Genomic DNA, 24,812 nt, shown 5'->3' with positions numbered 1-24,812 from the left:
GTTCTAACTTTCGATAGAGGCCCCCGGGCCGCCTGCCTCGGTAACGTGGGACGCACTGTGAGCACCGCTGCCCCCGTCCTGACGCCGACCATCCGGGCCCTGGCCTGGTGCCTTCACCTGCTGATCGCCGGCCTGCTCGTCCTGGCCGCCGGCCGGGCGGTGGCCGTCGACCGGCCCCACGCCGGACTGATCGTCGCTGCTGCGGCGGCGTTCGGCCTGACGTACGCCGCCGGGCCGTTCCTTCCCCGCATCCGCCGCTCGCGGCGGACCGCCGCGTGGTGGCTGGCCGCCGTGGGCGCCGTGTGGCTGTTGCTGCTGGGCCTGTCCCCCGACGCGATCTGGGTGGCCTTTCCACTGTACTTCCTCCAGCTCCACCTGCTGCCGCGCCGCGCCGGCCTGGCCGCCGTGATCGCCACCGCCGCGGCTGCCGTCGCCGGGTTCGCCGCCCACGCCGGCTCCTTCACCCCGGCCGTGGCGATCGGTCCCGCGCTCGGCGCCGCCGTCGCCGTCGGGGTGGTGTGGGGATACCAGGCCCTGTACCGGGAGAGCGAGCAGCGCAGGCAACTGATCGAGGAACTCACCGCCACCCGGGCCGACCTGGCCCGGGCCCAGCATACCGCCGGCGTACTCGCCGAACGCGAGCGTCTGGCCCGCGAGATCCACGACACCCTCGCCCAGGGCCTGTCCAGCATCCAACTGCTGTTGCGCGCCGCCGAGCGCGCCCTGCCCGGCCGGACCGACGCCGCCGCGGGCCACGTCGACGCGGCCCGCCAGGTCGCCGTGGACAACCTCGCCGAGGCCCGGCGCTTCGTCGCCGCACTCACCCCGCCCGCCCTGGAGGGCACCACCCTGGCCGGTGCACTGGAGCGCCTGTGCACCACCACCAGCGCCCGCCACCGCCTCACCGCGCGCTTCCGCCTCGGCGGCGATCCCGTGCCGCTGTCGACCGCCCAGGAGGTGGCTCTCCTGCGTGTCGCCCAGTCCGCCCTCGCGAACACGGTCCGGCACGCCCGGGCCACCACCGCCGAGGTCACCCTCAGCAATCTCGGCGACCACGTCGCCCTGCACGTCGTCGACGACGGGCGCGGCTTCGACCCCGAACGGACGTCCGCCCCCGACGCCGACAGCGGCGGCTTCGGCCTGGCGGCCATGCGTGCCCGCATGGACACCCTCGGCGGCACCCTGGCCGTCGAGTCCGCGCCCGGTCACGGCACCGCCCTGACCGCCCGGCTTCCCCTCACCCAACCCACCGAGACCGAGCCCGAGGGCCGCCCGTGACCGACGACGCCCCCATCCGCCTCCTCCTGGCCGACGACCACCCCGTCGTACGGGCCGGGCTGCGCGCCGTGCTGGAAACCGAACCCGGCCTCGTCGTCGTGGCCGAGGCCGCCACCGCCGAGGACGCCGTCACCCGCGCCGCCGAAGGCGACATAGACGTCGTGCTGATGGACCTCCAGTTCGGCAAGGGCATGGGCGGCGCCGAAGCCACCGCCCGGATCACCGCCCGCCCGGGAGCGCCGCGCGTGCTGATCGTCACCACCTACGACTCCGACGCCGACACCCTGCCCGCCATCGAGGCCGGCGCCACCGGCTACCTCCTCAAGGACGCCCCACCCGAGGACCTGGCCGCCGCCGTCCGCACCGCCGCCGCCGGACGCACCACGCTGGCGCCCGCCGTCGCGGACCGGCTGATGAACCGCCTGCGTACGCCGGGCACCGCCCTGACCCGACGGGAGACCGAGGTCATCGCGCTGGTCGCGGACGGTCTGTCCAACCAGGCCATCGGCGCCCGCCTCTACCTGACCGAGGGCACGGTCAAGTCCCACCTGGCCCGCATCTACGCCAAACTCGGCGTCGACTCTCGCACCGCCGCCGTCGCCACCGCCACCGACCTCGGCCTCATCCGCCGCTGACCGGGTGTCCGACGGTCGCCTGTTCCCGCCCGCCGGTCACCGCTCACCCTCCGACGGCCATTGGCCCCGGTTCCTTGGTCTCCTGCGGTGTCGCCGCGCCGACGCGGGTCGAGCGGCCTGTCCGATTCCGCGCTGTCCGCTTTCCCGCGCGCGAGTGACCGACAGGTGACTGCAGCGTGACACGCCGTGGATACGCTGCCAACCATGGCCCCGGGTCCACCGACCCTTCTGGAGGCTGCCGACGAGGCGGCCCGGCCACTGCGCGCCGTGCTGGAGGACGTCTGGCTGACCCTCGACACCGCGGTCGAGGGCGAGGGCCGCTGGCTGGAGCTGTACGGCGGTGCACCGGCAGATCCGGTGTTCGTGTGCCTCGACGCGATGAGCAACGTCCTGCACGTCCGCTTCGACGGCGCCGATTCGCTGACCGTGAGCTATCTGCCCGGCTGGTGCTACGAGGCCGCCACCGCGGCGCACGCGGACCGGCGGCCGGAGGCGTCCGCCGTCATGGTGACCGACGTCGACGCCGCCCAGCCGCTGGTCTTCGACCTGAGGGTCGAGCACCGGATCGCCGGTGCCGAACGGAGCGTCGTGGTCGGCGGAGAGACGATCTCGTACGCGCCGCTGCCGATGGGATACGCGTTCACGCCCGCGCGCGCCTTCGAGATCGAGGAGGCGGACCCGAAGGCCACCCCGCTGGTGCACTGGAGCGCGATGCGGCTGCTGCTGGCCATGGCGCCGGGCGTGTCGTTCTCGGCGCGGCCACTGCTCGGCGCGGACGGGCTGCGGGCGCTGCGAGCCGCGTACCTGCCCGGGGACGGACCCACCCGCTGCGACCAGAGCCTGGCCTTCGAGATCCAGCGCCACCGGCACCCGGACACGCTGCCACCGCTCGGCGGTCCGCTGCGGGCGGCCCCGCTCACCGAGCCCGACCTGGTGGCCGGGACCGTCGCGCTGGACGCGGCGGTCGAGGGGGTCGGCGGCGAGCTGCTGCCGACGGCCGTCCAGCAGGTCCGGGCGGACGGACTCGACCTGGTGCTGATCCGCCCCGACCAGGGCCGCCCGCCTCGCGGTCAGCCCTGGTCCTGGCAGCCCGACTGGTTCGTCGCCGCCGCCTCGGTCCTCGACGACATCGCGTTCACGCTGGCCAAGGACGTGTACGACACCTACATCGACTGGCTGGGCGGGATACCCGACAGCGCGCCGCTGCCGATCCACATCCGGGTCGACCCGGCCGGCGCCGAGGACCGCTTCGCCTACCGGCTGGATCTGCTGGACTCCGACGGCGAGCCGGTCGGCGGCCCGGCCACCACGACGCCCGACGGACCGGTGTGGCAGCTGACCGTGATCCGCACCACCGGGGTGCGGGTGTTCCTCGACGACTCGGTCGGCGCCGCCGGGGTGAGCACCGTCAAGGGGATCGTCCGCTACCGGGAGCGGGTGGCCACCCACTTCGACGACGTACCCCTGGAGATCACCGACGAAGTGGTGCCGGTGCGGGATCTGCCGGCCCGGCCGGCCACTCTGGCGGAGATCGTCCACGTGGTGGCGACGGTGGGCCAGTTCGTCCCCGTTCCCACCGTCCAAGCCATGTACGACCTACGTGATCTCGGTTCGGTCGCCGCGTACGTGTTGACCGGCAGGGATCTCGACGGGGAGCCGATGAGCGGCCTGACGGCGGCGCTGACGCTGGGGGGCGTACTGGTGCCGCCCGTGGTGGACCGGGTCGGTGGTTCGCTGCTGGCCGCCGGCCGGCGGGTGCTGACCCGTGGTGACGTGCCGCTCCCCCGACTGGCACGGGCGGCGGCGGCAGCCGCCCCGGTCGACGCCGACCTGGCCGCCACCCTGATCGACGAACTGCCGCGGGTGTCGCCGTGACCCGGCCGGTGGGACTGGTGCAGCAGCAGGGGTTGCTGATGGCCCAGCAGAAGCTGACCGCCCAGGCCGCGAAGACCTCGGCGACCAGGGCGGTGACGCCGGTCCCGACCGCGTTCCTGCGCGATCCGGCGCAACTCGTCGACCGTTCCGGTGTCGCGCTGGAATCCGCGTACCTGCAGAATCTCTACCAGGCGGCCCGGCGGGACAACCCACGGCTGACGACCGGCGAGTTCCTCGCCGGCGGCGCCGCCGACTCGCTGTTCCACGGCATCGTCGACTCGCTGCTCGGTCCCGCCGCCGCGACCATGCTGCGCACCACCGACCCCGACCTGTACCGCCAGGCGCTCGTCCAGGCGTTCCACGACTTCCGGTTCGGCCCGACACCGTACGACGGCGGCATCGCCTACAGCAGGTACCGCTACCAGATCGGGCACCACGTCGCGTTGCCCGAGGAACTCAACGTCATCCCGATGAACGCGCCGACCGGGCCGGACCTGCACTATCCGGCTTACGGAAAGCTCGTCACCGCCCGCGGCAACCGCACCATCGGGATGGTGATGGCATCGCGGGCGTGGGGGCGCGACATCCCGCTGGACGCCCGCGGTGTCACCCTGTTCCGGACGTTGGGGCTGAAGAGCGAGGACGTGCTGCACGCCTGGGACTACGACCCCGACCTGCTGCTGTCCGAACCGCAGATCGCCCACATGATCACGACCGGCGACTCGCCGGTGTACCACTTCAAGCTCGTGCGGGAGAAGGTCAACGACCGGACCGCCGAGCAGGCGCGGTGGGAGTTGGCTGCCCGGCTGGAGGACGAGGCCTTCATCGAGGCCGACGACGCCACGCTGCACCGGCTGTGGAGCCACCACGGCAGCGACACCGCCGGCAGGACCGGAGACCCCACGAACCTCGAGACACGGTACGCCCGGGATCCGTACTACCGGAGGTCCCGGGACGAGCTGTTCGAGATGGCCCTCCGCCTGCCGGGCGCCTGGAACGTACGGACCCGCTCCCGCGAATGGGAGCACGGCTTGGTCCAGCGGTTCACCAAGCGCATGAACGACTGGGCGCATCGGCTGGGCAACCACCTGGACGAGACCGTCTGGGCCAGCCGGCTGTCGATGCTCACCGGCGCCGCCGAACCGGCCAACCTCCAGCTCCTCTCCCCCTGGGAGCACGCCCGGGTCGACCTGCACGCCGGTCGGATGTTCGACGGCGTCACGCGCGTCGACAGGTACGGCAACCGGGCCGTGCCCACCCTCCGCGACGTGGCGGCGTACGACGACGCCGCCCGTGCGGCCGACTCCCCCCTGACGGGCGGCGGGACGCTGCGGGCGTTCCCGCTCACCGACACGCCGCGCGCCGACGAACCGATCGTGGCGTTCGACCAGTTCACCCTCGCGGAACTGGTCGGCGCACTGCACGAGGACGAGTGGCAGAAGGCCGTGAAGACGACGGCCGGCCAGAACACACACGTGCGGGCCGAATGGAACCAGCTCGTGGACCGGCTCAACACACACCTCGCCGCGTACGGCATGCCCGCGGCCCTGCACCTGCCGAAGATCTGACCACAAGCGAGTCGGGAGACCGGAGGGGAACCATGACCACCCCTGTCACCACCCACGTGGGCCTGCGGTTCGTCCAGTTGCGCCGGGAGGGCGACGCCGCCCCCGACGCCTGCACCACCGGCCCGAAACTGATCGACGCGGTCGTCGACTTCCGGGACGCCTGGTCGGATCCGGTCCGGGAGGTCGTCACCGAGGGGGACGACGACCGGGCGCGGCGACTGCTGGCCAAGCGGCTGGCGGCGCGGGACGACCGCCTCGACGAGCTCGGCAGGCAGACGCTGTGGCTGTTGCTCCGGGTGGCCGTCGACGCCCGGCTGACCGTCGGTGGGCTGCGCGACGGCGTCGCCGGGTGGGCCACCGAGCACGACCTGGACGCCGGACAGCTCACCACGGCCGCGGCGGAACTGACCGGCTGGGTGGTGGACGTGCTGGTGCTGGGCCGGTTCCTGCGGATCCCCCGGTCACCGGCAGCCGTCGTGCTGGTCCGCGTGCTGCGCGGGATGACGCTGCTGCGCCTCGCCCGCTCCGACGCCGACGCGGCGTGTCTGGTCCGGGCCCTGCTCGGCGGACGCGACGTGCTGCTTCCGGACCCGCCGGCGCCCCCGCGGACCGACCCGGACGCCGATCGGGCCGGCCGGTTCGCCGACCTCGGCCAGACCCTGCGGCGGCTACGCGCCCGGGCCGGCGCTATCGGCCTGAGCGACGCCACCGTACGGGACCTGCGGAACAGCGGCTTTCCCGATCTCGGTCCGGCCATCGCGGCCACCACGCAGGCCGCGGCCGACCTGGGTGTCCCGGACACCACGACGCTGAGCCGCCTCGCCCGGGTGTTCTCCGCCGAGCAGGACGACGCCCGGCGCCGGGCGACCGCGAGACTGGACCCGGGCGACGCCGAACCGATCCCGTCGCACCCCGGCCCGGCCGACCCGCTGCCCTATCCGGGGCAGCCGAAGGTGCCGGTGCTGGACGCGTACACCCGCATCGCCGGCCGGGGCGACCTCATGGTCATCCGTACCGCGCTGCTGCGCTACCAGCCCGGCGAGATCTCGTACGTCGAGAACGTGCTCGCCAGCGAGACGCGCGGCCGGTCCCACGTGGCCGACACCCGCACCAGCGAAACCGTGACCACGATCAGTAAGACGATCGACGCGTCCACCGAGGACCTCGCGTCCACCGAGCAGAACAGCCTGGACCGGGCGTTGGCGACGGCGGCGTCGCAGCAGAACTCCACCTCGCTGGGCGTCAGCGTGTCCAGCGGCCTCGGGCCGGTCCAGGCCGGAATCGAGATCAACGCCGACCAGTCCACCTCGACCGAGACGAGCAGCAGCTCCGCGGTGTCGTACGCCAAGACGATCACCGAGAGCGCCACGCAGCTCCTGCGTACCGAGACCGGTCAACGCCGCACCACCACGAGCAGCGTCCGGGTCACCGAGACCAACACCCACTCCTTCGACAACGCCGCCGGCGCCGCGAACATCAGCGGCGTCTACCGCTGGCTGGACAAGGTCGACCAGGCGCAGGTCTACAACTACGGCGAGCGGCTGATGCTGGAGTTCGTCGTCCCCGAGCCCGCCGCCACGCTGGTCTGGCTGAGCACCCGGACGTCCGAGGACACCAGCGCGGGTGCCGTCCCCAAACCGCCCGCCTGGTTCCTCGACGTCGACGACCTGGACGACGACAACTGGGCCGCCAAGGCCGCCCGCTGGGACGTCTTCGGCGTCGAGCCGCCCCCGGACCCGGAGGTCTTCGCCACCGCCACCTTCGTCGACCCGGCCGCCCGGCCGTTCGACTATCCCAAGAACTCCACTGACAAGTCCCAGCCCGAATGGGGGTACGCCTCCTACACCGGCGAGGTCGCGGTACCGGCCGGCTACGAGGCGAGCAGGGCGTACGTCTGGACCACGTGGGGCCTGTCCGAGGGCGAATACCCCACCGACGTCGGCAACCCGCCGCAGGCCGCGCAGGTCGCGGTCGGAGAGCACCGGGTGACCCTCAACGAGAGCGTCGGCAATGCGAAGATCGACTTTGACTCACCGGTCCCCGGTCCGGTCCCGATCGGCATCAGCACCGACCAGCGGGGCGGGCTCACCGTCGTGGTGCGGGTGCGGTGCACCCGGACCGACGGCGCGTTCGCGGCGTGGCGGCTGCGGGCCTGGGAGACGATCCGAGCCGGATACCTGGCCCAGCGCTCCGCCTACGACAACGACCAGGCACGCCGGCAGGCACGCACCGCCTACCAGGCGAGCGGGTCGGCGGCCGGCCTCCGGCAGCTGGAGATGCTGGAACTCAAGCGGGCCTGCCAGACCGTGCTCACCGGGCAGGAGTTCGACCTGTACGGGGCCCTGGACACTCCCGACGACGAGGCTCCCCGCATCGACCGGATGCAGATCACCGCCGAAGCCGACCACATCCAGTTCTTCGAGGAGGTCTTCGAGTGGGAGAACCTGACCTACCTGTGTTACCCCTACCAGTGGGCGGGCCGGGACCGCTGGGTCACCGTACGCAGCCGCACCAGCAGCGACGCGTTGCACCAGGCGTTCCTGCAGGCCGGCGCGGCCCGGGTCATCGTGCCGGTACGCCCCGGCTACGAGTACGCCGTCGGCGGGTATCTCGCCTCCTCCCAGGTGCCCACCCTGTCGCCACGGCCGTGGCGGGACGGCGGCAATCCGTACCCGCCGATCGAGGAGCTGATCGCCGACGCTCTCGACCGGCCGGGTGAGGAGGTGGCCGTCGGTGATCCGTGGGAGGTCGTCACACCCACCTCGCTCGTCCAGTTGCAGGCCGGCCCCGACCTCAACCCGCCGGTCGGCGGGCCGGAGCCTGCCGGCGGTGCCACCGACCCGGAGCCCGTCACCGGTTGATCCCGGTGAGGAGGTCCGCGTCGGCCGTCGGGTCCCGCTCCCACCTCTCGCGTAGCGGCTCCATCCCGCCTTCGGGTTCTTTCCCGCCTGGCGGCCAGACGTCGAAGCGGGACCTAGACGGCCGGGCTCGGTCGGCGAAGCAGTCCGTTTGCGACCAGCTCGACGGTCACCGCGACGGCGATCGCCTCGACGGCCAGGAGCGCGACCAGGACCAGTAGTTGGGCCGCCCCGGCCTGGACGGGTGTGCCGCCGCCCAGCAGCACGCCGACGAAGGCACCGGGGAGCGTGACCAGGCCGACCGTGCGTGTCTGGTCCAGCGCGGGCACCAGCGCCTGCCCCGCGCTGGGCCGGCAGATCTCCAGCGCCGCATCCCGCGGCACGAGGCCCAGCGCCAGGGCCGCCTCGTACTCGCCATGGCGGTCGCGAAGCTCGTCCAACGCGCGGCGGCCAGCCAGGGACGTAGCCGTCATCGCCCCGCCGATGAGGATCCCGGCGATCGGAACGACAGCGACCTCGGTCAGTGGCACCGTGCCGGAGGCCACGACGAGGGCGCAGGCCGGGAGCGCGCCGACCGCGATCGGCGCCAGCACCGGCCAGCCGAGGCGAAGCGAGCTGACCCGGCGCGCGGAGGTCGCCGCCGCGACCAGGATCATCAGCGCGATGAACCCGGCGCTGGCCCACCACGACCGCAGGACGGCAGTGATGAGCAGCGCCACGGCGCACAACTGCACCACCGCGCGCAGCGCCGCCGTGGCGATGCCACGTGCGTGGCCGAGCCGACCGGCCCGCACTGTCGCCACGGCGACGAGCACAAGAGCGACGAGTACGGCGGCGAGCGCCGGACCCACCGCGACTGCACCTTGATCCATGGGACCATTCGACCAGCCGGCGCTTGCTCAGATGTTGGAGCCGTCCGGCGGCAGACCGGGCGGTGGCTGCGGGGATCCGCCGCGGCCGGCAGCCGGTGGACAGGACATGCCCAGGGTGTAGGCCGTCATGGACAACGAGCCGTAGGCGTAGCCGTCGACGAGGACCTCGGTGTCGGGGGTGTCCATGGTGGCGGCCAGACCGGCGAGGTACAACGCGGGGATGAAGTGATCGGGTGTCGGTACCGCACGGCGGAAGTCCCCGTGAGCGTCGAGGGTCGCGTACTCGCCCGGGTCGGTCAACATCCGGGCCTTGGCGTCCTCGTCGAAGCGCCGCGCCCAGTCGAAGCCGTCGTCGGCCAGTGCCCAGTCCATGCCGCGCAGGTTGTGCACGACGTTGCCGCTCGCCACGATCAGCACGCCGCGCCGACGCAGTGGAGCGAGCCGGGCGCCGAGTTGAAGGTGATAGTCCATCGGCTTGTCGGCGTTGATGCTGAGCTGGACGACGGGAATCGTCGCGTCCGGAAAGGCGTGCAGCAGCACCGACCAGGTGCCGTGGTCGATGCCCCAGCTGTCGACGTCCGCCCCGACCCAGGTCGGATGGACGACGTCACTGACCTCCTCAGCCAGTTCGGGCAGCCCCGGCGCCGGGTACTGCACCTCGAACAGCTCCTGGGGGAACCCGTAGAAGTCGTGAATGGTCCTCGGCCGGGGCATCGCGGTGACGGCCGTGGCGTTGATGTACCAGTGGGCGCTGACCACCAGGATCGCGCGGGGACGCGGCACCGCGGCGCCGAAGGCTCTCCACGCCGAGGTGTACCGGTTGACCTCGAGGGCGTTCATGGGGTTGCCGTGGCCCAGGAACGCCGCGGGCATCAAGACCTCCGAGCCCGGATGTACGTCTGAAGGCACGTGAACTTCCCTCCCTGGAGGACCGGTTCGCACGGCGCGGCCTGCCGGACCTGAGGGTCACGATAGTGCCGCCACGCAGCGGTTCCGGCCGGAATCACGCTCCCCGGCGGATCGGAGATCGAGTCTGCCGGATCGTGGCTGCCGATCGCCGTTCGGCAGCCTGCCCGTTCGGGCGGCTGCCCAGTGACTCATTGCGATGGGAGCATGATCGGGTGACGCCCTTCCGCATCGATGTGCCCGAAGCCGTCCTGGACGACCTGCGCGCTCGGCTTTCGCGGACGAGGTTCGCGCCGGCCGCCCCGGGAGAGCCGTGGGCCGCCGGCACCGACCCTGGGTACCTGGCAGATCTGGTGCGGTACTGGCTCGACGGATTCGACTGGCGTGCGGTCGAGCGTGCCCTCAATCGGTACCCCCAGTTCGTCACCACGGTCCGGGGCGCGCCGGTCCACTTCGTTCATGTCCGCTCGGCATCGCCCGACGCCACGGCGCTGATCCTGACCCATGGCTGGCCCGGCACGTACACGGAGATGCTGCCCCTGGTGTCCCGGCTCGCAGACTTCGACCTCGTCATACCGAGCCTGCCCGGCTTCGTCTTCTCCGGACCACTCGCCGAGGGCCCGACGACCGAGGCGGCTGTCGCGGACGTGTGGGCTGAGCTGATGACCCGTCTGGGCTACGACCGCTTCGGCGCCTACGGTGGCGACATCGGGTCCGGCGTGACGACGTGGCTCGGCGCCCGCCACGCGGATCGGATGACCGGGGTCTTCTCGCAGCACATCAAGTTCCCGCCGGCGGACCGCAGGGACGACCTCAGCCCGGCCGAGGAGGCGTTCGTCGCCAAGCTCGACGCGAAGGCCCAAGACGACTGGGGCTACGGATTCCTCCAGGAGACACGGCCCGACACCCTTGCGGCCGCCCTGAGCGACTCGCCGTCCGGCCTGGCCGCGTGGATCGTCGAGAAGTACCAGCGCTGGAGCGACTGCGGCGGCGACATCTCCCGCCGGTTCGACTTCGACGAGCTGCTGACCACCGTGATGCTGTACTGGGTCACCAACTGCATCGGCACGTCCTTCCGGCCCTACCGTGACGACCACCTGGCCCCACATCTGCCGATGGTCGCCGTGCCCGCCGGCATCACGGTCAGCGTGGAGGACGCCGGCCTGCCCCGGTCGTTCGCCGAACGCACCTACGCCAACCTCACCCACTGGCGCGAGCCCACCGTCGGCGGCCACTTCCTCGCCCAGGAAGAACCCGACCTGCTCGCTGCCGACCTGCGCGCCTTCTTCAACGCACTGCGATGATCCAGGAACTCAACCTCGCTTACGGCTGGTCAACGGTCGGCTTCGTAGCGGTAGGTGGAGCCTGTCGGTGTGAGGGTGAAGGTGTCCGCGAAGGCGCCGTCGCCGTGGCGGACCGCCAGCAGCACCGGCGGGGATTCCGGCTGTGGCTGTGTGGTGTTCCAGTCGCACGTGCCGGCGAAGTGCAGGCAGATCAGCCCAGTGGCGCGGTCGGCGGCGTAGGCCAGGGTCTTGGGATAGCAGGGATTGCTACCGCCGAACAGCACGGCGGGTGCCCCGAGTTCGACCAGGGCCTCATCGAGGTAGCGGTCTTGGGCACACCAGCGGGTGGCTTCGTCACGTAGCCGCTGGAAGTCATCGGCGGAGAGCGTCCGGTCAACCTTGAGCCAGCCATGCCGCCAGGCGATGTCGGCGTAGACCGAGGCCACCGCTCCGTCGTCGCGGTATCCGGGCAGGATCGCGGAGAAGGCTCCGCGCACACCGAGCGAATTGGCGGCTCCCCGCGCACGGAGCTGCTCACACTCTGCCTGCCAGACCTCGTCGAGCCCGTCGGCGAAGGCCACCGCGTCCATCAACAGTCGCAAGGCGGTCTCGCCGCCCCACATGCCCGGCCGGCGCAAGGCGTGGTTGAGTCGCGTCACCTGGTATTCGCGTACCTCGTCGAGGCTGCGTCGGCCTGTGGCATCAGCCTTCACGTCCGGATCATTTCAGCCATGGCAGGAGTGGTCCAGATCCTCTCGAACAGTGCGCCAAGCAGGCCACGACGCCGACGCGGCCGACGTTGAACTGCGCGTCGGGGTCCTCAAGCGGTTGGGTGCGAGAGCGTCACGGCAACCACTGGCCCGATCGCGACGCTGAGCAGGTAGGCGAGGTTGAACAGGCCGAGTGCTTCGGCCCGGTGGGAGGCGGATACGACGCCGGCCGCGTGCAGGGCGAGTACGCCTTGGCCGGTCGCGGCGGCCAGGGAGCCGAGCGTCATCGCCGCGAGCAGCAGCGGTACGGCGGTGGTGACCGCCGCCAGCAGCAGCGCGGCGGCGCCGGTGACGAGCAACGTGGCGGCCGCGACGCGGCGTGACACTCGCACCGATGCCGCGACCAGGAACCCGGAGCAGACGCCGCCGATCAGGTAGGGCGCCAGCAGCACGATCCCGCTCATGGTGCCTGCCCATCCCGCGTGCTGTCGCAGCAGGTCCGGCGCGGCGTAGAGCAGGGCGAAGTTCCCCACTCCCAGCGCGAAGGCCAGCGCGCACGCCGCGAGGAACCGGCCGTTCCGTGCCACCGCAGCAGGCAGGAAGCCGTCCGGACGGACCTTGGTCCAGAACGCCAGCAGAGGCAGCAGTACAACGGTGGCCGGGCCGGCCACCAGCGGCCGGTGCGGAATGAGGACGGCTGCGGTGACCAGCATCGCCAGGATGGTCATCCCGAAGAAATCGAACGGCGCCGGCACCGCGTCCGGTGAGGTGGTGCCGCGGCGAGCCGCGGGCACGGCGAGCGCCGCCAGCAGCGGCAACGCCAGTGCCGCCTGCCACGAGGATAGGTCGGCGATCAGTGCGCCGGTCAGCGGACCGGTGGCCCCGACGACTGCCAGCGACGCGGCGACCACGCCCATCTGCCGGGCCGAGTCGGCCAGTTTCATCGCGGTCACGGTGAGGCCGGCGGACCCCAGTCCCTGCACCGCCGCACCGGCCACCATCGCCGGCACGCTCGGGATCAGCACGAGGATGAGCGTCCCTGCGGCCACCAGCGCGGACGCGGCGGTCAGGACCGCTCGTACGCCGCGACGGGCGAGCAGCGCCGCCAGCAGCGGCGTCCCCAACGCGATCCCCCAGCCGAAGGCGGTCACACCGGCGGTCGCGGCCTGTTCCCCGCTACCCGTTGCGCGCGCCAGGTCGTCGAGCAGCAGTGCCGGTGCGGCAATCCCGAACGACAGCGGACCGGCCAGCAGGGCGAGCCAGGGTGTGGCCACCCGCCCTGGTGCGAGCGGCCTGTGGCGGGAAGCGGCTCGGCGCCGCTGTAGCTGATCCATGTCGTTCCTCCGGTGTCGGCTCGGTTCAGCGTGCCCGGGGCTCCTTACCACCGGCTGACGGCCGGCTGACGTACGCGTCGGTGACCCCGCGCCGCTTCCCGGTGAACAGACCGCCGGTCGGCGGACGTTCGCGGGGCGGGACAGCCGGCTGGCTAGTGTGAAGCGATGAGGTTCGGAGTGCTGGGCGACGTCGCGGTGTGGACGTCGGACGGCACACCTGTCGCCGTGCCCGGCCTCAAAGTGCGTGGTCTGCTGGCTGACCTGCTGGTTCACGAGGGGCACCCGGTGACCGCCGACCGGCTGATCGAGGATCTCTGGGGTGACGAGGCACCCGGCAACGCGCTCGGGGCGCTCCAGACCAAGGTGTCGCAGCTGCGCCGCGCACTGGGGGCGGGCGAGGCGGGTGGCCGTGCGCTGGTCGAGTCCGGTGAAGCCGGCTACCGGCTGCGGACGCCGTCGGAATCGGTCGACGCCGGTCGCTTCGCCGCTCTGTTGGTACGTTCGGGCGCGCAGCGGGAGCCGGCTGTGCGGGCGGCGACGCTGACGGAGGCCCTGTCGCTGTGGCGCGGTTCCCCGTACGCCGACTTCAGCGACGAGCGGTTCGTCCGCCAGGCGGTCGAGCGGCTCAACGACCAGCGCCTGACCGCGCTGGAGGAGCTGGCCGAGGCCCGGCTCGATCTCGGTGAGCACCACCTGCTCGTCGGGGAACTGACCGACCTGGTCGCACGCCACCCGTGGCGTGAGCGACTACGGGCCGCGCACCTGCGCGCCCTGTACGGCTCGGGACGCCAGCATGAGGCGCTGTTCGCCTACGAGCAGTTCCGTCGGCAGGCGCGCGACGAACTCGGCATCGATCCCGGCAGGGAGTTGGTCGAGCTGCACGGGGCGATCCTGCGCCAGGATCCCGCCCTCCAGCCGCCGGCGCCGGCGTCGACTCCGGCCCGGACCAATCTTCCGGCGCCTCTGTCGCCTGGTCCGTACGGCGGGCTGATCGGGCGCGACGCGGCCGTCGAGGCGGTGCGGGAGCGGCTGACGAACGAGCGGCTGGTGACCCTGACCGGTCTGGGTGGGGTGGGAAAGAGCAGGTTGGCGATCGAGGCCGCTCGTGCGCTGGGTGACACGTTCCCCGCTGGCGTGTGGCTCGTCGAGCTGGCCGGCCAGCCGTACTGCGGCGACCACGCGACCTGCACCGAGATCGTCGACATGGTGGCGGCGACGCTCGAGATCCGGGACGACAGCCCGCCCGGCCTGCCCGGTGATCGACCACCGCGCGAGCCGATGGACCGGTTGGTCGCCGCGCTGCGGGGTCGGCGGATACTGTTGCTGCTCGACAACTGCGAACACGTGGTGGCGCCGGTCGCTCGACTGACCGAGAAGCTTCTCGGCGCCGTGGCCGACCTGCGCATCCTGGCGACGAGCCGCGAGCCGCTCGGGATCCCCGGCGAAGCCGTCTTTCCGGTGCCGCCGCTGACCCTGCCGGAGCCCGGAGCCGGCGCGCGGCAGATCGCCGAGGCTCCGGCGGTTCGGCTCTTCGTAGCCCGCGCCCGCGCCACCGAGCCAGGGTTCACCGTCGATCAGCGGAACACGGACGCGGTCGCCGTCATCTGCCGGCGTCTCGACGGCGTACCGCTGGCGCTGGAACTGGCCGCGTCCCGTCTGGCCGTTCTCGACCCGGGCGAGCTGGCGGCACGGCTCGACGATCGCTTCCGGCTGCTGTCGTCCGGCCGGCGCACCGCGCCCCCGCGTCAGCAGGGGCTTCGCGCCGTGATCGACTGGAGTTGGGAGTTGCTGTCACCTCCCGAACGCGCGGTGCTGCGCCGGCTCGCGGTCTTCGCCGACGGCGCCACCCTGGCCGCCGCCGAGCAGGTGTGCGGGGGCGGGCAGGTGGCATCGGACGAGGTCCTCGACGTGCTGGCACGCCTGATCGACCGATCGCTGGTCATGGTGCGGCACGGCGAGACTCCGCGACGCTTTCGGCTGCCGGAGACGGTGGCTGCCTACGGTCTGGAACAGCTCGACAGCGCCGCCGAACTGCCTGCGACTCGTCGCCGTTACGCCACGTGTTTCGCCCGTCTCGCCGAGCAGGCCGCCGGACGGCTACGTGGTCACGATCAGAGTCGTGCGCTACGTGAGCTCGACGCCGAGAGCGCCAACCTCCGGGCGGCACTCGACGTCGCCGCCACCGACGGTCAGGCTCGCGTGGGCTTGGCGCTCGCGACCTCGTTGTCCTGGTACCGCCTGCTCCGGGGTCGATTCGGAGAGGTGAGCCGGTCACTGCGGACGGCGTTGGACATCGTCCCGAGGAGCGAGGACGACGTCGCGCCGGACGGCCTGCGGCGCCATGCGGAGATGTGGCTGGCCGCTCTCGCCACCCGGGACGGCGATCCGACCGCTCCCCGGCGGCGGATCCTGGAGAGCTACCAGGACACCGAGGGGCCGGAGAAGGCGTTCGCGCAGTGGTTGTTCGCCTCCATGATGCTCGGCTCCGGGGATCCGGGCGAGGCCGCCGTCCTGGTCGACGCGGCGCTGGCGGCGTTCCGCGCCGGCGGGGACCGGTGGGGCATCGCTGCCGCCTGCGCCATCCGAGCGGACCTCGCGCTCGTACTCCGCAGCGACCTGCCCGCGGCGCAGCGTGACTGCGAGACCAGCCGGGCGCTGTTCGAGCAGCTGGGCGACCGCTGGGGACAGGTGCATCCGACGAGCCTGTTGGGAACCCTGGCCGAGATCCACGGCGACTACGATCGCGCCGCCACCCGCTACCGGGAGGCGCTGCGCATCGCCGAACACCTGCGGCTGTGGACGTCGGTGTCCCGGCAGCTGGCATGCATCGGACGGCTGGCCATCTTGAGAGGCGACCTCGACGAGGCCGCCGTCAGTCACGACCGCGCGCTGCAGGTGGCCCGGGAACAGTCGAGCCCTTCCGCCGTCGCCTTCGCCGGCACGGGCCTGGCAATGATCGCGCGACGGCGGGGCGACCTCGACGCCGCCGAGACGCAGCAGCGGGACCTGCTCGACTGGAACCGCCGCGCCGGCTTCCTGCCGGGCTGCGCGCTCGCGCTGGCCGAGCTGGGGTTCATCGCGGAGCACCGCGGTGATGCTGTCCTCGCCGAGCGCCGCCACCGTGAGTCGCTCGACGCGGCGCGCGCCACCGGGGATCAACGGGCGGTCGCCCTGGCTCTCGAGGGCCTGGCCGGTGCCATCAGCCTCGGCGGTGACAGTCGCCCCGCCGCGCGGCTGCTCGCCGCGGCGCGGACGCTGCGCGACGCCGCCGGAGCGCCGCTGCCTCCCGGGGAACAACATGACGTCCAGCGCATCACGGTCCGCCTCCGGGAGGCGCTCGGCAGCGACGAACTCACTGCCGAGATGAGCCGCGGCGCACAGCTCGACCTGGACGGACAGCCTTTCAGCGGCGTCGGCAAGGAGATGGTCAGCGAACGGTAAGCCTGCTCGGCACGGTTGACCGAGAACCGAGCCGACCCAGGAGGCACCATGCAGACCGATGCCAGGATCGCCGTCATCTACTACTCCGCCACCGGTACCGTGCACCGGCTCGCGCAGGCATTTGTCGACGGCGCCGCGGACGCCGGCGCTGAGGTCCGCCTGCGCCGGGTGGCAGAGTTGGCGCCGGAGCACGTCATCGATGCCAAGCCGCAGTGGCGCGCCCACCTCGACGCCACTGCCGACATCCCGGTCGCCACCCTGGACGACCTCCGGTGGGCCAACGGGTACGCCTTCGGCACGCCGACCCGTTTCGGGAACATCTGCTCCCAGTTGCGCCAGTTTCTCGACACCACGACCGCCCCGTGGCAGGCGGAGGAACTGGCCGACAAGCCGGCGACCGGCTTCACCGCCACCTACGAGGAACACGGCGGCCAGGAGGCGACCCTGCTCAGCCTCTACCAGACCTTCCACCACTGGGGGTCGATCATCCTGCCCACGGGCTACCTGAACTACGACACCGCTCACGCCGCCGGCGGAAACCCGTACGGCGTCAGCCAGGTGGAGAGCCGCGCCGGCCGGGATCCCGAGTACGCCAGAGCTGTCCTCGAGACGGCCTGCTTCCAGGGCGCACGCCTGACCCGGATCGCAGCCGCTCTCGCCGCCGCCCGCACGGACAGCAGGCTCGGGTAGGAGCCCGGCGGTCTTCGCCGATGCCGGCGGAATCCATCGGCGTGGAAGCGGTGCGGATGCGGAAGTCAAGGACCCGGGTGGGGCCGCCGACCCGTCGCCCGCCGCGTCGCGGGCGGTCACCACGAAGGTGTACGGAGTGTCAGCGCTCAACCGGCCAGGTCATCGGGTGCCTTTCGGGGCATGCGCCGAAGGTGATCGTGGACAACTGATGCGGGGCGCCGCTTCCTCGCCTAAGCTGCGTCCCATATACATCGATACTGATCAATAGTAGGTGATGGCAAGAGCCGGGACCGACCCAGCCAAGCATTCACCGACTCCGATGGGAGTACCCGATGACCTGGCGTCCAACCATGGCCGCACTCACCGGCCTGTGCCTGGTGCTCACCACCGCACCAGGCCCCGTCGGTGCCGCACCCGCACCCCCGGCACCTCGGGACGCCTCTGATGTGAACGTTCACACCTACCCGTTCACCGGCCCACCCGGCGCTCCACCCGGGGTCTGTCCGGAGGGCGCCGCGTACGGTCCGCCCCTCCCGGCCGGTTCGGTGTCCGCGACGAAGATCCGGAGCGGGTTCTCGTTCCTCGAAGGACCGGTCTGGATCGCCGACGGCGGCTACCTGCTGATCTCCGACATGGCCGCGGGCGCCGGGCCGGGCAACGTGCAGCCCTCCACGATCCGCCGGTTCACCCCGCCCGCGACCTTCGACACCTTCGTCGCCGACGCCGGCAGCAACGGCCTGGCGCTCAGCCCCGACGCCCAGCAGGTCATCGCCGCCACCCACGACCAGCGGAACGTCTCCGCTTACCGGCTGAGCGACCAGGCCCGCAGCACCGTCGCCGCCGACTACCAGGGCCGGGCGTTCAACTCACCCAACGACGTCACGGTCCGGTCCGACGGCGTCGTCTACTTCACCGACCCCAGCTTCCAGCGCGGCAGCCGACCCGACCAGATGAGCGGACGTACCAGTGTCTTCCGCGTCTCCGGCGGCCAGGTGTCGCTGGTGGACGACCGGCTGCGGCAACCCAACGGCATCGCGCTCTCCCCGGACGGCAGCACGCTCTACGTGGGCGCCTACTCCGAGAACAAGATCTACAAGTACGTCGTCCAGCCCGACGGCAGCACCGGCGCCCGCAGCGTCTTCGTGAACTACATCGGCGGTCCCGACGGGGTCACCGTCGACTGCGCCGGCAACGTGTACTGGGCCTCCGGCTCGGACGGGCTGATCCACGTCTACTCGCCCGCCGGCGCGCAGCTCGGCACGATCCGCTCCGGCGGCACCGGCACCACCAACGTGGCGTTCGGCGGACCCGACCGGCAGACCCTCTACATCACCTCCGGCCGGACGAACGACTCGGGCCTGTACAGCGTGCGGCTCAACGTCCCCGGCTACCCGTACTGACCAAGAAAACCCGGGAAGGAAAGCATCCGTGCGGACCAATCCTCGCCAGTTCCGACACCGCGTACCGCTCGCCCTGCTGATCTGCGCCGGCACCATCCTGACCGGCGTACCCGCCAACGCCGCGACGGCCGCGCCGGCGACCGGGAGCCGGCCGACGGCCCGGCTCGCCGCGGACACCAGCCCGCCCACCCGGCCGACCGGCCTGCGCAGCACCCGGCTGACCTGCCAGTCCGTCACGCTCGCCTGGTACGCCTCCTGGGACAACGTCGGCGTCGCCTTCTACGACATCTACCACGACGGCCAGCTCATCACCTCGGTCCCGGGCCGGACGCGGACCGCAACGCTCAGCGTCGTGCAGGGTGTCACCTGGGGCTGGTACGTCAACGCCCGCGACGCCGCCGGCAACGTCTCGCAGGCCAGCTCCACGCTCTCGGTCACCCCGCCGTTCTGCCAGCAGGACACGTCTCCGCCCAGCACGCCGACCAACCTGGCCGCGACTGTGAACGGCACGGACGTGACCCTCACCTGGTCGGCCTCCACCGACAACGTCGCGGTCACCGGCTACACCATCCTGCGCAACGGTACGGCGGTCGGCTCCACCACCGGCACCGCCGGCAACCCGCCGGCGACCACGTTCACCGACACCGGGCTGACGCCCGACACCGACTACCGGTACACCGTGACCGCCCGGGACGCCCAGGGCAACGTCTCGGGGGCGAGCGCCGCGGTCACCGCGCACACCGGCTCGGGCTGCACGAGCCCGATCTGCGGCGCCACGGCGGTCACCACCGAGAGGGACCTGCCCTGGGGCCTGGTACAACTGCCCGACGGCACGGTCCTCTACGGCCGGCGCGACCTGTTCGACATCGTCGCCATGAACCCGGACGGCACCGACAAGCGCAGCATCGGCACCGTGCCGAACGTGGCCGGCACCAGCGGCGAGGGCGGCGTGCTCGGGCTGGCCGTCTCGGCCACCTTCACCACCGACCGCTGGCTGTACATCTACCACACCACCACGACCGACAACCGGATCGTGCGCATCCGCTACGACGGCACGCTGCAGACCGACACCAGGCAGGTGCTCGTCACGGGAATCCCGCGCAACAAGTACCACAACGGCGGCCGGCTGCGTTTCGGCCCCGACGGCAAGCTCTACGCCGCCACCGGCGATGGACAGGATCCGGACGTGGCCCAGGACACCGGCAACCTGGGCGGCAAGGTGCTGCGGCTCAACCCCGACGGCACCGTGCCGGCGGACAACCCCTTCGGCAACTACGTGTGGAGCTACGGCCACCGCAACCCGCAGGGACTCGCCTTCGACTCCCAGGGCCGGCTCTTCGAGCAGGAGTTCGGCAACAACGTCATGGACGAGACCAACATCATCGTCAAGGGCGGCAACTACGGCTGGCCCGCCTGCGAGGGCACCTCCGGCGACTGCGCCAACCCGAACTTCAGGGCCCCGATCCGGACGTACCCGGTGGCCGAGGCCTCGTGCAGCGGCATCGCGATCGTCCGGGACGTGCTCTACATCGCCTGCCTGCGCGGCAACCGGATGTACCGTGCGGAGATCAGCGGCAACACGCTCACCAACGTCCAGCAGTACTTCGTCGGGACGTACTTCCGGCTGCGCACCGTCGAACCGACCCTCGACGGCAACCTGTGGCTGACCACGAGCACCGGCGGGGACAAGGACAGCACCCCGAACAACAGCAACGAGAAGATCCTCAAGGTGACCCTCGGCGGGGCGGCGTCCGGCCCCACGAGCTGAGGGCGAGCCGGGAATCCGGCACCGCCGGCCTTCGGAGGGTGCCCGCGTCGCGCGGGCACCCTCCGAGCGGTCCGGGCTGGCACTGCAGCAGACCGGCCCAGCGGTAGCGCCTTGGCGTCAGCCCTGACGGAGGGGGCGCAGGTGGCGGTCGGCCCACTCGGCGAACGGAGTCAGGGGGATGCCGAGGGCGTGCGCGAACTCCGGCCGGGCCGGCTGCCCGGCGACGTTCAGGAACTCGTGGGAGGTGGTGGCCCACGGCGGCATGCCGGCGGCGAGCGCTTCCGCCTCGGTCATGTCGGGAGCGGTCCCGTCGATGCCGAGCGACTCACCGATGATCTTCGCGATTTCCGTCATCGGCAGGTGGTCGCCGGCCAGTTCGAGTTCGACGCGGTGGAAGCGGTCGGGGTCGGCGACGGCCGCCGCGGCCGCTCGGCCGATGTCGTCGACGGCGATCAGCGACAGGTGGGTCTGCGGCCGGAGGACCGTCGCGAGCCCGCCCGCGATGCCCCGCGGCAGCAGGTAGGCCAGGTCGGGCAGGAAGTTCTCCATGAAGAAGCCCGGCTTGATCAGCGTCCACCGGTCGAAGCCGGCGGCCCGGACGCGTTCCTGCATGCCGGCCTTGGGCAGGAAGACGCGCTCCATCGCGGCCCAGCGTCCGTCGGTCCAGCCGGGGGCGTCCTCGTGCTGCCCGGCGCCGGAGACCGAGGCGTGCACGAACTGTGGGACCTCCGCGGCCAGCGCGGCCTCGATCAGGTTGACGCCCTGGGCGAGTTCGCTCTCGAAGTCCCAGGTGTCGCCGCGCAGCTCCGGCATCTGCACGGAGAAGACGGCGCGGGCGCCCCGGGCCGCCGGGACCAGCGATGCGGGGTCGCGGAGATCGCCGGTGACCAGCTCGGCGCCGAGGGCGGCGACCGCGGCGGCCTTGGTGGCCGCAGGGTCACGGACCAGGGCGCGCACCGGTACGCCGGCGGCGAGCAGGGCGCGGACGGTCGCCCCGCCCTGCCGGCCGGTGGCGCCGGTGACCAGGACTGGTGCTCGATCTGACATGGACACACTCCTTGACCAAGAAACGGCGGGGGCCGCCGTTTATGCTTGCTAACATACGGCGGACCCCGCCGCTTAGCAACGCCGAGGTGAGACATGCGAGCAGACGCCCGCCGCAACTACGAACTTCTGCTCGCGGTGGCAGCAGAGGCGGTGGCCGAGCACGGGGCCGACGCGTCGCTGGAACAGATCGCCCGGACCGCCGGGGTGGGCTCCGGCACGGTCCGCCGCCACTTCCCGACCCGGCACGCCCTGCTCGAAGCCGTCTTCCGGGAGCGCATCGACGCCCTCTGCGCCCGCGCCGGCGAACTGGCGGGCGAACCGGACCCCCGGGCCGCGCTCGTCGAGTTCCTGATCGAGATCACGCGGGCTGCCGCGACGATCCGGGGCCTGGCCGAGGCGCTGAACCGCGGCCGCACCGAAAGCGTCTACTGCGCGTCCGACCAACTGGCCGAGGCGGGTGAGCCACTGGTACGCCGGGCCGCCCAGGCCGGAGTGCTGGCGCCCGACATCACCTTCGCCGACCTGTCGACGCTGGTCACCGGCATCGCCCTGGCAACCGAGAACGACCCCGACCCCGGCACCACCGCGACCCGCCTGCTCTCGCTGGCCATGACGGGGTTCACGGTGGCACCGCAGGAACCCACTTCCGAAACCAGGGCCTGACCACGCCCCCGGGCCAGGGCCTGATCGCAAGCAGTAGCTCCGGCGGGCTTCGCCGGAACCGGTAGCGGTCCGAGCTACGGCTCACGTGCCTGCTCGACTCCTCGCCTACACCTACCACTCCTGGCGGGACTCGTCTCGACCGGATTCGGCCGGCACGGTTGCTGCACCTCGCTGCTCCGCTACCGGCACGAGGTGGCCGGTTTTCCTGGTCCAGCCGAGGAAGCGGCGGTGCAGCACGCCCGCCGGAGTCCAGGGCATGTCCTCGGTGGCCTGGACGAGGTAGGCACCAAGGTAGAGAGCCAGCGACACCGGCGCATCCATGAACTCCGCGCGCAGCTCCCGCTTGCGCGTGGGGCAGGGCCAGGGCAGGTCGCAGCCACCGCAGCTCCAGACCGGCATGACCGGGCCGTGGGTGGTCACCGCGCACCCTCCAGGAACCGCGCGGTGACCGCCCGCGCCTGCCGGCTCGTCGCCCATTCCACCTGCCAACAGGGGTACGGAGTCAGCCGCGCCCACCACAGTCCGCAGCCGACACACATGCCGTCGAGTCCTCGTACATGAACCGCGACGATCGCCTGTTCCTGCTCACCGGTCACTGCTCACCCTCCGACGGCCAATGGCCCCGATTGATCGGTATCCGATGCCGGACGCGGCAGGGCAGGTCGGACCCACAGCGGCAGATGCGCCGCCAGAGCCGCCACGACCACACCGGCCGGTGTCTGCGAGCAAGAGTCAGCGCGGTCGCAGAAAGGTATTCGTCATACGAGACGCGCCGCTCTCGCGACATCGATGTGTCCCCGGCGCACACCGGGGCCTGTTGCCCGCCGCGCGCCTGGTCCAGCAACCGCCGCCGGGCGATGTCCTGCTCCATCGACTGGATGCGCTGCCCGACGCCGTACGCCGTCGGATCGACGGGAGGTACCGGCCCACGAGCCGCCCCAGGAGCCCGATAGGCACCGTCATCTTCTGGCCCTCCATGATGAGAGCACGAAGAGGCACCTGCTGATGTGCCTCGATCCGCGCCCGGTTCAGTGAGGTCCAGCGTCGCGCCGCGCGCGCCTACGATCCAGAAGGTGACTGTCCGCTAACCAGGCGTGCTGTCCGCTGTCGATCGCCTGGCGGGGGCGTACTCGACGCACAGTTCACGGAACATCGCGGCCTCGGGCGCTCCGAGATCCTCGACCTTCGCCAACAGTTCCGCGGCCCGCCACCAGTTCGACGGCACCACACGCCCGGATGCCACGGCCTGCGCCCCGAGCGCAACCGCTTCGTCAGGCTGACCGGCGGCGACAAGAGCGAGTCCGAGGTCGAGACGCGCCGATGCCGACCGGCGTGGCCGCGCTCCACCGTCACCGTGCGGATCCAGATCGGCCAGTACGGCCCGAGCTACCTGCTCGGCGCCCGGGTCACCGGCCCACGCCAAAGTCGTGGCCGTGTAAGCGGCGGCTTTGGCAGGGTCGTAGCGATAGTGATGCTCGGCTCGCTCGGGAACGGGCAGATTCGCCGCTAATCGCTCTACCCGGTCCAGCGTTCGTCGGGTGGCAGCAACGTCCCCGATGCGAGCCCATGCACGGGCCTCCTGAGCAGTCGCCTGAATCCTGGCAGAGCTGCCCTGAGGTGCAACCCGTTGAGCTTGCTGGGAAAGATCGAGTGCTGAACGGTAGTCACCTTGTGTCAACACGTCCCAAGCCCGCGTCTCCAGACACCATGCCTGGATCTCGGGATGCTCAGCGTGTTCAGCAAGGTCACGAGCAGCTCGCAGATGAGCAGCCGCAGCATTCCGCTGCCGCAGGTCGATGTGAACCGTGGCCCGCAGCACGGCCAGCCAACCGCCGGCAACCAACAGCCGACGCTGTTGAGCAAGCGTTACCCGTCCTTCGAGCAGCCGCACCACATAGGAGAGGTGCCGCCGCACCAACGGCAACAGATCCGCCGGTGCCATCGTCGGATAGGAACTGGCGAGGTCGTCTACGCCCTGCTCGATCCGTTCGAGCATGTCGATGCTGACATCGCTGGCGGCGACTCTCGCCCGCAACTCGCCGGCCTCGGCCGCATGGTCGATCGGCGCATCGACCAGCCGAGCAAGCACTCCCCCGGCGTCGAGGATCCGGTCCAGGTGGCGGGCTGTGTCGACCGTCGGAGCTTTGAGCCCTGCCTCCAACTCGTGCAGGTGGCTCTTACTCCGGTGAGCGAGTTGCCCGAGAGACCGAAGCGACAGGCCACGCCGCTCCCGAAACTCCCGCAGAGCTACCCCAAAGCGCGGATCGACGGACGAGGCCATAGCGCCGCTCCCAGCTCAAGAGGCCCGGCTAATCAGCCGGCCGCCACCCCATCGACGGTACCCCGACTCTTCACACGTGGATGTCCCATGCTGCTCACTTCTCGGTGAAGTGGCCTTGCGCACCGCACCCCTGGGATCAAACAGTGATCTCTTCGGTGTGAAGCAATGACCAAGCGTCGATGAGCTGGGCGAATAGCTGAGCT

The 24,812-nt window shown here is 71.6% G+C and carries 19 protein-coding genes; 11 read left to right on the top strand and 8 right to left on the bottom strand.

Going from position 1 to position 24,812, the window contains the following annotated elements; all coding sequences use genetic code 11:
* Positions 1-57 precede the first annotated feature (57 nt).
* The 5 genes from ACN27D_RS24970 to ACN27D_RS24950 all read left to right on the top strand — a co-directional run bounded on the left by ACN27D_RS24970 (position 58) and on the right by ACN27D_RS24950 (position 8,217).
* Positions 58-1,278: a sensor histidine kinase gene (locus ACN27D_RS24970; RefSeq protein WP_421500123.1), complete on the top strand. Its 1,221-nt coding sequence runs from the start codon at positions 58-60 to the stop codon at positions 1,276-1,278.
* On the top strand, positions 1,275-1,913 hold the full coding sequence (locus ACN27D_RS24965; protein ID WP_350815052.1) for a response regulator transcription factor: 639 nt from the start codon (positions 1,275-1,277) through the stop codon (positions 1,911-1,913). Before ACN27D_RS24970 ends, ACN27D_RS24965 begins: the two co-directional genes overlap by 4 nt.
* 204 nt (positions 1,914-2,117) lie before the next feature.
* Positions 2,118-3,788, top strand: coding sequence for a hypothetical protein (locus ACN27D_RS24960; protein WP_421500122.1), 1,671 nt, complete (start codon positions 2,118-2,120; stop codon positions 3,786-3,788).
* Complete coding sequence (locus ACN27D_RS24955; RefSeq protein ID WP_421500121.1) at positions 3,785-5,356, top strand: hypothetical protein; 1,572 nt, start codon at positions 3,785-3,787, stop codon at positions 5,354-5,356. The genes ACN27D_RS24960 and ACN27D_RS24955 overlap by 4 nt, the downstream gene beginning before the upstream one ends.
* Positions 5,357-5,388: 32 nt before the next feature.
* Positions 5,389-8,217: a hypothetical protein gene (locus ACN27D_RS24950; protein ID WP_421500120.1), complete on the top strand. Its 2,829-nt coding sequence runs from the start codon at positions 5,389-5,391 to the stop codon at positions 8,215-8,217.
* A 113-nt stretch (positions 8,218-8,330) separates the two neighbouring features.
* Here ACN27D_RS24950 and ACN27D_RS24945 read toward each other — a convergent pair whose 3' ends face one another.
* Both ACN27D_RS24945 and ygiD read right to left on the bottom strand, forming a co-directional pair.
* On the bottom strand, positions 8,331-9,086 hold the full coding sequence (locus ACN27D_RS24945) for an ABC transporter permease (RefSeq protein WP_421500119.1): 756 nt from the start codon (positions 9,084-9,086) through the stop codon (positions 8,331-8,333).
* Positions 9,087-9,113: 27 nt separating this feature from the next.
* The gene (gene ygiD / locus ACN27D_RS24940; RefSeq protein ID WP_421500118.1) at positions 9,114-9,959 is read right to left on the bottom strand and encodes a 4,5-DOPA dioxygenase extradiol; all 846 of its coding nucleotides are present in this window, start codon (positions 9,957-9,959) and stop codon (positions 9,114-9,116) included.
* 248 nt (positions 9,960-10,207) lie between these two features.
* Between ygiD and ACN27D_RS24935 the strand changes: the two genes are divergently transcribed.
* A complete protein-coding gene (locus tag ACN27D_RS24935) occupies positions 10,208-11,296 on the top strand; it encodes an epoxide hydrolase family protein (RefSeq protein ID WP_421500117.1) in 1,089 nt (362 codons plus the stop codon).
* 29 nt (positions 11,297-11,325) lie between these two features.
* Here ACN27D_RS24935 and ACN27D_RS24930 read toward each other — a convergent pair whose 3' ends face one another.
* Both ACN27D_RS24930 and ACN27D_RS24925 read right to left on the bottom strand, forming a co-directional pair.
* Entirely contained in the window at positions 11,326-11,988 is a 663-nt protein-coding gene (locus ACN27D_RS24930; RefSeq protein WP_421500116.1) for a hypothetical protein, read from the bottom strand.
* Between the two features lie 107 nt (positions 11,989-12,095).
* The gene (locus tag ACN27D_RS24925) at positions 12,096-13,259 is read right to left on the bottom strand and encodes an MFS transporter (RefSeq protein WP_421500115.1); all 1,164 of its coding nucleotides are present in this window, start codon (positions 13,257-13,259) and stop codon (positions 12,096-12,098) included.
* A 225-nt stretch (positions 13,260-13,484) separates the two neighbouring features.
* On the opposite strand from ACN27D_RS24925, the gene ACN27D_RS24920 reads away from it, so the two are divergent.
* From ACN27D_RS24920 to ACN27D_RS24905, 4 genes are all read left to right on the top strand, one after another.
* Positions 13,485-16,760: a BTAD domain-containing putative transcriptional regulator gene (locus ACN27D_RS24920; RefSeq protein WP_421500114.1), complete on the top strand. Its 3,276-nt coding sequence runs from the start codon at positions 13,485-13,487 to the stop codon at positions 16,758-16,760.
* A gap of 48 nt (positions 16,761-16,808) precedes the next feature.
* On the top strand, positions 16,809-17,450 hold the full coding sequence (gene wrbA / locus ACN27D_RS24915) for an NAD(P)H:quinone oxidoreductase (RefSeq protein WP_358175777.1): 642 nt from the start codon (positions 16,809-16,811) through the stop codon (positions 17,448-17,450).
* 332 nt (positions 17,451-17,782) lie between these two features.
* Positions 17,783-18,850 (top strand): SMP-30/gluconolactonase/LRE family protein, encoded by a 1,068-nt coding sequence (locus ACN27D_RS24910; RefSeq protein WP_421500113.1) that lies wholly within the window; start codon positions 17,783-17,785, stop codon positions 18,848-18,850.
* Between the two features lie 28 nt (positions 18,851-18,878).
* Positions 18,879-20,618, top strand: coding sequence for a PQQ-dependent sugar dehydrogenase (locus ACN27D_RS24905; RefSeq protein ID WP_421500112.1), 1,740 nt, complete (start codon positions 18,879-18,881; stop codon positions 20,616-20,618).
* 117 nt (positions 20,619-20,735) lie between these two features.
* Here the strand turns inward: ACN27D_RS24905 and ACN27D_RS24900 are convergent, their stop codons facing one another.
* Positions 20,736-21,665, bottom strand: coding sequence for an NmrA family NAD(P)-binding protein (locus tag ACN27D_RS24900; RefSeq protein WP_421500111.1), 930 nt, complete (start codon positions 21,663-21,665; stop codon positions 20,736-20,738).
* A 93-nt stretch (positions 21,666-21,758) separates the two neighbouring features.
* Here ACN27D_RS24900 and ACN27D_RS24895 point away from each other — a divergent pair, with 93 nt between their 5' ends.
* Positions 21,759-22,328, top strand: coding sequence for a TetR/AcrR family transcriptional regulator (locus tag ACN27D_RS24895; RefSeq protein WP_421500110.1), 570 nt, complete (start codon positions 21,759-21,761; stop codon positions 22,326-22,328).
* Positions 22,329-22,439: 111 nt separating this feature from the next.
* On the opposite strand, the gene ACN27D_RS24890 is transcribed toward ACN27D_RS24895, so the two are convergent.
* The 3 genes from ACN27D_RS24890 to ACN27D_RS24880 form a co-directional block, all read right to left on the bottom strand.
* Positions 22,440-22,748, bottom strand: coding sequence for a hypothetical protein (locus ACN27D_RS24890; protein WP_421500109.1), 309 nt, complete (start codon positions 22,746-22,748; stop codon positions 22,440-22,442).
* Positions 22,745-22,924: a hypothetical protein gene (locus ACN27D_RS24885; protein WP_421500108.1), complete on the bottom strand. Its 180-nt coding sequence runs from the start codon at positions 22,922-22,924 to the stop codon at positions 22,745-22,747. The genes ACN27D_RS24890 and ACN27D_RS24885 overlap by 4 nt, the downstream gene beginning before the upstream one ends.
* Positions 22,925-23,412: 488 nt before the next feature.
* Positions 23,413-24,609: a helix-turn-helix domain-containing protein gene (locus tag ACN27D_RS24880; protein WP_421500107.1), complete on the bottom strand. Its 1,197-nt coding sequence runs from the start codon at positions 24,607-24,609 to the stop codon at positions 23,413-23,415.
* Positions 24,610-24,812: the final 203 nt, after the last annotated feature.

The sequence above is a fragment of the Micromonospora sp. WMMD1274 genome (assembly GCF_049179035.1).
In the GTDB taxonomy this organism is placed as follows: Bacteria; Actinomycetota; Actinomycetes; order Mycobacteriales; family Micromonosporaceae; genus Micromonospora; species Micromonospora tulbaghiae.
Note: the sequence above shows the minus strand (reverse complement) of the source record. Positions and strands in the feature narration are given on the sequence as shown.